Below are 8,704 nucleotides of genomic sequence, written 5' to 3' on the forward strand. Positions count from 1 at the left end.
GGGCTGGGTTGGCCGGCATTGGTGTTGGCGTTCGGCACGCCGGGCGGGGTGAAGCCGGTGAACATCTTCATGGCGTCGCCGAAGAAGCCCATGTTGGCCCGCACCTGCTGCTCGATCGCGGTCTGGAGCGCCGAGGAGCCGAAGCCCGCCCCGCTGAAGCCGGTCGAGAACTTTTCGCGCAGGCCGTCCTGGTCTTTCGCGAAGTTGGCCATCGAGAATTCGAGGAAGCTCGGCACCATCGTGCGCATGCTGTCGCCGTAGAAGCGGATCAGCTGGCGCAGGAACGCCACCGGCAGCAGGTTGTCGGCGCCGGCCTTGTTCTCCTGCTCGAAGATGATCTGCGTCAGCACCGAACGAGTGATGTCGTCGCTGGTGCGCGCGTCGTAGACGACGAAGTCCTCGCCGTTCTGCACCATCGTCGAGAGGTCCTCGAGGGTGACGTAGGTCGAGGTGCCGGTGTGGTAGAGGCGCCGGTTGGCGTACTTCTTGATGACGGTCTGTTGTGCCTTGACGCTGTCCGCCATCTTTGCGGCCTCTCCCCGATCGCGCGACGACCACGGCCAGGCCCCCGCCGCCGGGAGCCGCCCACGCGCCGGTTCCGACCTTAAGGCTTTCAGCCGGCGACGAAAATAGCCATCTGGCGCCTTTTCCCGCGGAATAATGCTAATTCGCCCCGGCCACAGCGTCGACGGCGATGGAGCAGTCGCCCCGCAAGCGTTACGCCCCACCCTCCAGCCTTCTTGACTTCGACCGAGCGAGGCCCTTCATCCGGAGGAACGGCCTTTTGCGAGCGCGCGACCTTGAAGACGCGCCGGCCGACCACGAGGAGAACGTTTCAGATGGCAAGCGAAGACATCGTCATCGTCGGCGCGGCGCGCACGGCGGTTGGTTCGTTCGGCGGCGCGTTCAACACGGTGCCCGCGCACGAGCTCGGCAAGGTGGCGATCAAGGCCGCGCTCGAGCGCGCCGGCGTCTCCCCCGACGACGTGGACGAGGTGATCTTCGGCCAGGTGCTGACCGCCGGCGCCGGGCAGAACCCGGCCCGCCAGGCCGCCATCGCCGCCGGCATCCCCGAGAAGGCCACCGCCTGGGGCGTCAACCAGGTCTGCGGTTCGGGCCTGCGCACCGTCGCCATCGGCATGCAGCAGATCGCCAACGGCGACGCCACGGTCATCGTCGCGGGCGGCCAGGAGTCGATGTCGCTCAGCCCCCACGCGCAGTACCTGCGCGGCGGCCAGAAGATGGGCGACGTGAAGCTCGTCGACACGATGATCAAGGACGGGCTCTGGGACGCCTTCAACGGCTACCACATGGGCACCACCGCCGAGAACGTGGCCCAGGCCTTCCAGCTCACCCGCGAGCAGCAGGACCAGTTCGCCACGGCATCGCAGAACAAGGCCGAGGCCGCCCGCAAGGAGGGGCGCTTCAAGGAGGAGATCGCCCCCGTCACCGTCCCGGGCCGCAAGGGCGACGTGGTGGTCGACACCGACGAGTACATCCGCGACGGCGCCACCGTCGAGGCGATGGCCAAGCTGAAGCCCGCCTTCTCCAAGGACGGCACGGTGACGGCCGCCAACGCGTCGGGCCTCAACGACGGCGCGGCCGCGATCGTGCTGATGTCGGCCTCGGAGGCCGAGCGCCGCGGCATCACCCCGCTCGCCACGATCAAGTCCTGGGCCACCGCCGGCGTCGACCCCAAGATCATGGGCACCGGCCCGATCCCGGCCTCGCGCAAGGCGCTCGACAAGGCAGGCTGGAAGCCCGCCGACCTCGACCTGATCGAGGCCAACGAGGCCTTCGCCGCCCAGGCGCTCGCCGTGAACAAGGACATGGGCTGGGACGACGCCAAGGTGAACGTGAACGGCGGCGCCATCGCCATCGGCCACCCGATCGGCGCATCCGGCGCCCGCGTCCTCGTCACCCTGCTGCACGAGATGAAGCGCCGCGACGCCAAGAAGGGCCTCGCCACCCTGTGCATCGGCGGCGGCATGGGCGTCGCCATGTGCATCGAGCGCGCATAAGCGGCATCGCGCGCATGGGCGGCCTGAGCCCCGAGACGAAAATCCGTCTTTAGGCCCAAAGCAAAACATTTCGCGTGCGGACGCCATCCGCACGCGGCATGACGGCATCATCCCCGGGCCGGCGGCGACCCCGTCGCGCCGACCCGGTCACGGCCCAGAAAACAGTTCAAGAAACCGGAGGAAACCATGGCTCAGCAACGCGTCGCCCTCGTCACCGGCGGCACCCGCGGCATCGGCGCGGCGATCTCGAAGGGCCTTGCGGCCAAGGGCTACAAGGTCGCCGCCAACTACGGCGGCAACGACGAGGCGGCCCAGGCCTTCAAGGCCGAGACCGGCATCCCGGTGTTCAAGTTCGACGTTGGCGACTTTTCCGCCTGCGAGGCCGGCATCAAGGCGGTCGAGGCCGAGGTCGGCCCGATCGACGTGCTGGTGAACAACGCCGGCATCACCCGCGACGGCCTGTTCCACAAGATGAGCTTCGAGAAGTGGCAGGCGGTCATCAAGACTAACCTCGACTCGGCCTTCACGGTGACCCGCCCGGTGATCGAGGGCATGCGCAACCGCGGCTTCGGGCGGATCATCCTGATCTCGTCGATCAACGGCCAGAAAGGCCAGATCGGCCAGGCCAACTACTCGGCCGCCAAGGCTGGCGTGATCGGCTTCGCCAAGGCGTTGGCCCAGGAGAGCGCCGCCAAGGGCATCACCGTCAACGTGATCGCGCCGGGCTACATCGCCACCGACATGGTGATGGCGGTGCCCGAGGAGGTGCGTAACAAGATCATCTCGACGATCCCCGTCGGGCGCCTCGGCGAGGCCGAGGAGATCGCCCGCGCAGTCGAGTACCTCGCGGCCGAGGATTCGGGCTTCATCACCGGCTCGACGCTGACGATCAACGGCGCCCAGTACATCGCCTGAGCGGCCGCGCGGGGGTACCCTCCGGCGCCCCCGCCCCGAACCTGTCGCCGCGGCCGGATGCGGCGGCCGGACGCAGAGGCCTTGCGTCTTATAAGACGCCTCTTCGCGCCTGTTCAGCAATGCACGGCGTCTAATTTTTGCTCGCTCCATCTGCGATTGCTTTAATCGTTGGTGAGGTTTCGTGCCCATGATGCTTCAACCGGGGCGAAGCGCGGGCGGCGAATCACAACGATGAAGACCATCCTGATCCTCACCGATCAGCCCGATCGTGGGCAGAGGCTCGCCGGGCAGCTCCGACCGCTGGGCGAGCCGCTGGTGGTCGACCTGCTGGATCCCTACCAGGCCCGCAACGCGCCCGACCTGACGCAGGTGGTCGCCGTGGTCGGCGACGCCTCGCTCGCGCATTCGCAGCAGGTGTCCGGCCTGCACAAGTACATGCACCGCCTCGGCCCGGCGCAGGTTCCGTTCCTCTGCGTGCTGCACGAGGACTCGCCCCGCGCGCATCTGCAGGCGCAGGCGCTCGGCGCGACCCGCACGCTCCGGGCCGACGCGGTGATGCGCGACCTGCTGCCGTCGCTGCGCAGCCTCGTTCCGGGCGAGGGCCAGGCCGAGGTGCGCGCCGCCATCGCCGAGGCCGACACGGCGCTCACCCGGATCTTCGACCTCGGCCGCGCCGGCAGCGGCCCGGCGCCGGCCGTGGCGGCGGCGGGCGCGGACCTCGTGGTCGGCGCCCTCAACAAGGCCGACATCCGCGGCTGGCTCGACGTGGTCTGGCGCTTCGACGACGCGACGCACCAGCACTGCCTGCTGGTCGCCGGCCTCGCGGCGGCATTCGCCCGGCAGCTCGGCCTGCGCGCGCAGGATTGCCGCGACCTCACCCAGGCCGCCCTGCTGCACGACCTCGGCAAGGCCCGCATCCCGCTGGCGATCCTCAACAAGCCGGGCCGGCTCGACGCGGACGAGATGACGGTGATGCGGACCCACCCGGCGCTGGGCATCGCGATGCTGCAGGGCCAGGACTACCCGGCGGCGATGCTCGCGGTGGTGCGCTCCCACCACGAGGCGCTCGACGGCTCGGGCTATCCGGACGGGCTGACCGCGAAGCAGATTCCAGACCTCGTGCGGCTGATCACGGTCTGCGACATCTTCGGGGCGCTGATCGAGCGGCGGCCCTACAAGCGCCCGCACTCGGGCGAGGCGGCCTACGACATCCTCCGCGGCATGACCGGCAAGGTCGATCCCGACCTCGTCAACGCCTTCAAGCCGATCGCGGAGGCCGCCGGCAGCGCCATGGCCAGCGCCAGCGCAGCCTGAGGTCAGATGCCCCGCGCCTTTCCCTCTCCCGTAGAGGAGGGAAGGAGGAACGTGGCAGCTTCGCCTGCACGATGCATGAATTCACTTGGCGCGCATGGGAGCCCGCGTCTCGTTCGGCCGTGGGACAAACTGAGTCATGTCCGGCGTCCGACCTGCAAAAACGCCTACGCATAACGCTTGGCGCCCGCCACGCACAGGACGACCACGGCGGTGGCGAGCAGCATGCCCGGTGCCACCGGCTCGTGCAGGAGGAGGCCGGCCAGCGCCAGGCCGAGGAACGGCTGCAGCAGTTGGAGTTGGCCGACGCCGGCGATGCCGCCGAGCGCTAGGCCGCGATACCAGAACACGAAGCCGACGAGCATGCTGAACACCGAGACGTAGGCCAGCGCCGCCCAGGCCGGCCAGCCGACGTCCCAGGTGCCCGGCAGGCTCGCAAGCGCCAGCGCCAGGGTGACCGGCAGCGACAGCACCAGCGCCCAGGAGATCACCTGCCAGCCGCCGAGCCGGCGCGACAGCGCGGCGCCCTCCGCATAGCCGAGGCCGCAGAGCAGGATCGCCGCCAGCATCATGCCGTCGCCGGCCGGCGACCCGGCCCCGCCCTGCGCCAGGGCGAAGCCGGCGACCGCAAGGCTGCCGACACCGGAGAACAGCCAGAAGGCGGGCTTGGGCCGCTCGTTGCCGCGGAGCACGCCGAACAGGGCGGTCGCGAGCGGCAGCAGCCCGAGGAAGACGATGGAATGGGCCGCGGTGACGTGCCGGAGCGCCAGCGCGGTGAGCAGCGGGAACCCGATCACCACGCCGAGCCCGACGATCGCCAGCGGGACGAGGTCGCGCCGCAGCGGCCGCGGCGCGCGGAAAGCCAGCAGCAGCCCCGCCCCGATGAGCCCGGCGATCGCGGCACGCGCCGCCGTAAGGAACAGCGGCGAGAAGCCCGCCACCGCCACGCGGGTCGCCGGCAGCGAGGCGCTGAAGATCAAGATGCCGAGGAACCCGCTGCCCCACCCCGCCGACATGGCTCTCATCGCGCATCCCCCCGAGGCAGCCCGCTTGCCGCCGCCGGCCTTGACAACCATCGCAGGCCCATGCCGTCAAATGCCCAATCTTTCGCCATCCATGCGGATCGGGCATGATGAATCCGGCCCATCTCGACCTGTTTCGGGCAGTGCTGCGTCACGGCGGCATGACCCGAGCGGCCGACGCGCTGGGCATCGGCCAGCCGCACGTGAGCCGGGCGGTGGCGCAGCTCGAACGCGAACTCGGCTTCCCCCTGTTCGTGCGCGGGCACGGCAGCGCGATACCGACGCCGGAGGGTGCGGCCTTCGCCCGCGAGGTCGAGCGGACCCATGCCGGGCTCGACCACCTGCGCGAGGCCGCCCGACGCATCCGCGACGTCGGCAGCGGGCCGCTGCGCGTCGCCTGCCAGCCGTCGCTCGCGGCCCGCCTGCTGCCGCGCGCGATCGGCCGGCTTCATGCGGCCCATCCCGGCGCCCGGGTCGCGGTGCACGTGCCGGCGCCGGACACGATCTGGTCCTGGGCGGCGTCCGACCAGTGCGACCTCGGGCTGGTGCGCCCGCGCCCCGGCCATGCGGGGGTGGTCGCCGAGCCGTTCCTGACGGTTGATGCGGTCTGCGCCCTGCCCCGGGGCCACCCGCTGGCGGCGCGGCGCGCGATCACCGTGCACGACCTCGCGGAGGCGGCGCTGATCGCCGGCGCGGCCGGCGCGTTCCAGGACGCGGTGGAGGCGGCGTTCCGCGCGGCCGGCCTCGCGCCGCGCTTTGGGATGAGCGCCCAGTACACCGCCGCCCGCTGCGGCCTGGTCGCCGAGGGGCTCGGGCTCGCCGTCGTCGACCCGGTCGCCGCCCGCGGCCTCGCCCTGCCGATCGTCCTGCGCCCATTCCGCCCATCCCTGCCGATCGCGACCCTGCTGATCCGCCCGGCCCGCCCCCCGGCGATCCTGGCGGAGCGGCTGATCGGGTTCCTGCGGGAGGCGCGCGACGCGGAGGGTTTTGCGGCGGGGTGAGGCGCCACCTCCCTCCCCTCGCTGCGGGCAGGGCGTTTGTAGATGGTACCGCACCGTCATTCCGGGGCGCCGCAGGCGAGCCCGGAATCCAGAACCGCCGACGGTGCAAAGTCCGGCTCGACCAGCGTTTCTGGATCCCGGGCTCCGCTGCGCGGCCCCGGGATGACGAAGGTGCCGCCAATGGCTTTCCGAAGGGCAAGTCGGCATCGGCCCTCGCCCTGCCCGCTTTATTAGGGAAAGCGGATCGACACGCCCCTCCTCTCAGGCCCGGTTGCCTTCGCTCGCGGGTCCGTGGGAAAGCATTCTTCCTTTCCTGAGCACGGGTCTCGCGTGATCGCTTCCTCCTCCGCCACCCTCGTCGGCTGCGGCGCGATCCTGCTGTGGTCGCTCCTGGCGCTGTTCACCGCCGCGTCCGGCACGGTGCCGCCGTTCCAGCTCGCAGCGATGACCTTCGCGCTGGGCGGACTCGTCGGCTGCGCGAGCTGGTTCGCGCGCCGGGGCGGGGTCGCGGCCGGGCTCGCGGCGCTTCGCCAGCCCTGGCCGGTCTGGGCGCTGGGGGTCGGCGGGCTGTTCGGCTACCACGCCCTGTACTTCGCCGCCCTGCGCCTGGCACCGCCGGCCGAGGCCGGGCTGATCAACTACCTCTGGCCGCTGCTGATCGTTCTGTTCTCGGCGCGGCTCCCCGGGGCAGGCGGACTGCGGCCCGGCCACCTCGTCGGCGCGCTCCTCGGGCTCGCGGGCGTCGTCGTGCTGTTCCTCGGCCGCGGCGCGTTTCGCTTCGACGATGCGGCGCTGCCCGGCTACGCGGCCTCGCTCGCCGCCGCCTTCGTCTGGGCGGGCTACTCGGTGCTGTCGCGCCGGGTCGGCACGGTGCCGACGGATGCGGTCGCGGGCTTCTGCCTCGCCACCGCCGCCTTGAGCCTCGCCTGCCATCGCGTGTGGGAGACGACGACTTGGCCGGAGGGCGCCCTGCAATGGGCCGCCGTCGTCGCCCTGGGCCTCGGGCCGGTCGGGGCCGCGTTCTACCTGTGGGACATTGGCTGCAAGCGCGGCGACATTCGCCTGCTCGGCGTCGCGGCCTACGCCGCGCCGGTGCTCTCGACGCTGATCCTCGTCGCCTCGGGCTACGCCGCCGCGACCCCGGTCCTCGGCATCGCCTGCGCGCTCATCGTCGCCGGCGCTCTGATCGCGCTGCGGGCCTCACGCGGGGTGGGGTAGCCGCCGGCTCTTCCTTCCCTCGCAGAGAGGGAAGGAAGCGCACCCGAGCGCACCCGAGCGCACCCGAGCTCACCGCGGCGTCGGGCGCCAGTCCGCTGGGGCCATCTCGAAACCCGAAAAGTCGAAGGCCGGGGAGACCGTGCAGCCGACGAGCGTCCAGGCGCCAAGGCTCGTCGCCGTCTGCCAGTGGCCCTCCGGCACGACCAGCTGCGGCCGCTGCCCGCGGAGAAGGTCGGGGCCGAGATGGTAGGCGGCGGCGTCGTGGCCGTTCGGGCTCACCGTGAGCACCAGCGGCGCGCCCGCGTGCCAGTGCCAGATCTCGGCGGCGTCGACGCGATGCCAGGCCGAAACCTCGCCGACGTCGAGCAGGTAGTAGATCGCGCTGCCGACAGAGCGCCCCTCGACCGTGCGCGGATCGCGGAAGGTCTCGCGGTAGTGCCCGCCCTCCGGGTGCGGCTGCAGCCCGAGCGCCGCGATCACCGCCGGTGCCGTCATGTCCGCCATGGTCGTTCGCATCCTTCGATCGGGCTGGTGGGACCCGTGTTCGCACATCCGCCAAAGGCCCGGTGCCTACTCGGCGATGGCACCCTGGGGAACGTGGAAGCCGGGTGGGGCCTTCGGGGCCGCATCCTTGCGCGGCGCGGGCTTGGCCGGCCTTCGCACCGCCGCGGGCGTCGCTTCTTTGCCGGCTTCGTTCGTGTTCGCCGCGGCGTCCGCCGGGGCGGTCTCGGTCGCGTTGCCCTTGCGATTCCCTTTGGCGTCCCTCTTGCCGTTCCCCTTGGTCCCGCGCGCAGCCACAGGCGGCGCGGCGACGGCCGGCGGGTCGATGCAGGTGTGGAAGGCGAGGGAGGCCAGGGGGGTGCCGTCCTCGGCGACGATCGGCAGGGGATCGGGCAGGGCCGGCAGCGCGGCCTCCCAGCGGATCGGGGCGCCGAGCTGGGTTTCGAGCGCGGCGGGGGCCGGGCCGCGGCGGAGGGTGGCGAGGTCCGGCCCGTAGGCGGTGGCGGGCTTGGCCGCGATCACGACCTGCAGCACCTGGCTGATTTCGGGCGTCAGCGGCCGCAGCGGGTTGGCGACGCTGGCGCGGCCGATCCGCGTCACCGCTACGTCAAAACCCTTCGCGCCCTCGTAGCGCGCGGCCCGCGCGCCGCAGGGCTGGAGCGCGTCGAGGTTCGCGGCGGGCGTCGCCGGCTCGGGCGCTGGCGCGGGAGGGGGA

General features: G+C 71.6%; 9 protein-coding genes. 5 read left to right on the plus strand and 4 right to left on the minus strand.

Going from position 1 to position 8,704, the window contains the following annotated elements; all coding sequences use genetic code 11:
* A partial coding sequence (gene phaR, locus FV229_RS23040; RefSeq protein ID WP_147754191.1) for a polyhydroxyalkanoate synthesis repressor PhaR occupies nt 1–524 on the minus strand: 524 nt, incomplete at its 3' end.
* Nucleotides 525–839: 315 nt separating this feature from the next.
* Between phaR and FV229_RS23045 the strand changes: the two genes are divergently transcribed.
* From FV229_RS23045 to FV229_RS23055, 3 genes are all read left to right on the plus strand, one after another.
* Nucleotides 840–2,021 (plus strand): acetyl-CoA C-acetyltransferase, encoded by a 1,182-nt coding sequence (locus tag FV229_RS23045; RefSeq protein ID WP_147754192.1) that lies wholly within the window; start codon nt 840–842, stop codon nt 2,019–2,021.
* Between the two features lie 186 nt (nt 2,022–2,207).
* Nucleotides 2,208–2,936 carry an acetoacetyl-CoA reductase gene (gene phbB, locus FV229_RS23050; RefSeq protein ID WP_147754193.1) on the plus strand — a complete coding sequence of 243 codons (729 nt, stop codon included), beginning with the start codon at nt 2,208–2,210 and terminating at the stop codon, nt 2,934–2,936.
* 231 nt (nt 2,937–3,167) lie between these two features.
* Nucleotides 3,168–4,250, plus strand: a complete 1,083-nt coding sequence (locus FV229_RS23055; RefSeq protein ID WP_147754194.1) for an HD domain-containing phosphohydrolase — start codon at nt 3,168–3,170, stop codon at nt 4,248–4,250.
* Between the two features lie 164 nt (nt 4,251–4,414).
* Here FV229_RS23055 and FV229_RS23060 read toward each other — a convergent pair whose 3' ends face one another.
* Nucleotides 4,415–5,272, minus strand: coding sequence for a DMT family transporter (locus FV229_RS23060; RefSeq protein ID WP_147754195.1), 858 nt, complete (start codon nt 5,270–5,272; stop codon nt 4,415–4,417).
* 104 nt (nt 5,273–5,376) lie between these two features.
* Here FV229_RS23060 and FV229_RS23065 point away from each other — a divergent pair, with 104 nt between their 5' ends.
* Together FV229_RS23065 and FV229_RS23070 are read left to right on the plus strand one after the other, a co-directional pair.
* Nucleotides 5,377–6,270 (plus strand): LysR family transcriptional regulator, encoded by an 894-nt coding sequence (locus FV229_RS23065; RefSeq protein ID WP_147754196.1) that lies wholly within the window; start codon nt 5,377–5,379, stop codon nt 6,268–6,270.
* 333 nt (nt 6,271–6,603) lie between these two features.
* Nucleotides 6,604–7,488 carry an EamA family transporter gene (locus tag FV229_RS23070; RefSeq protein WP_147754199.1) on the plus strand — a complete coding sequence of 295 codons (885 nt, stop codon included), beginning with the start codon at nt 6,604–6,606 and terminating at the stop codon, nt 7,486–7,488.
* A gap of 69 nt (nt 7,489–7,557) precedes the next feature.
* On the opposite strand, the gene FV229_RS23075 is transcribed toward FV229_RS23070, so the two are convergent.
* Both FV229_RS23075 and FV229_RS23080 read right to left on the minus strand, forming a co-directional pair.
* A complete protein-coding gene (locus FV229_RS23075; RefSeq protein WP_147754197.1) occupies nt 7,558–7,992 on the minus strand; it encodes a cupin domain-containing protein in 435 nt (144 codons plus the stop codon).
* A gap of 66 nt (nt 7,993–8,058) precedes the next feature.
* Nucleotides 8,059–8,704, minus strand: a 646-nt coding sequence (locus FV229_RS23080; RefSeq protein WP_147754198.1) for a hypothetical protein, incomplete at its 5' end; no start/stop codon positions are given.

Source organism: Methylobacterium sp. WL120 (genome assembly GCF_008039465.1).
GTDB classification, from domain to species: Bacteria; Pseudomonadota; Alphaproteobacteria; order Rhizobiales; family Beijerinckiaceae; genus Methylobacterium; species Methylobacterium cerastii.

Bases quoted from the DNA above. Each gene is read 5' to 3' on its own strand.
- FV229_RS23045 (WP_147754192.1), top strand. From the start codon at position 840: ATGGCAAGCGAAGACATCGTCATCGTCGGCGCGGCGCGCACGGCGGTT.
- FV229_RS23060 (WP_147754195.1), bottom strand. From the start codon at position 5,272: ATGAGAGCCATGTCGGCGGGGTGGGGCAGCGGGTTCCTCGGCATCTTG.
- FV229_RS23075 (WP_147754197.1), bottom strand. From the start codon at position 7,992: ATGGCGGACATGACGGCACCGGCGGTGATCGCGGCGCTCGGGCTGCAG.
- phbB (WP_147754193.1), top strand. From the start codon at position 2,208: ATGGCTCAGCAACGCGTCGCCCTCGTCACCGGCGGCACCCGCGGCATC.
- FV229_RS23055 (WP_147754194.1), top strand. From the start codon at position 3,168: ATGAAGACCATCCTGATCCTCACCGATCAGCCCGATCGTGGGCAGAGG.
- FV229_RS23065 (WP_147754196.1), top strand. From the start codon at position 5,377: ATGATGAATCCGGCCCATCTCGACCTGTTTCGGGCAGTGCTGCGTCAC.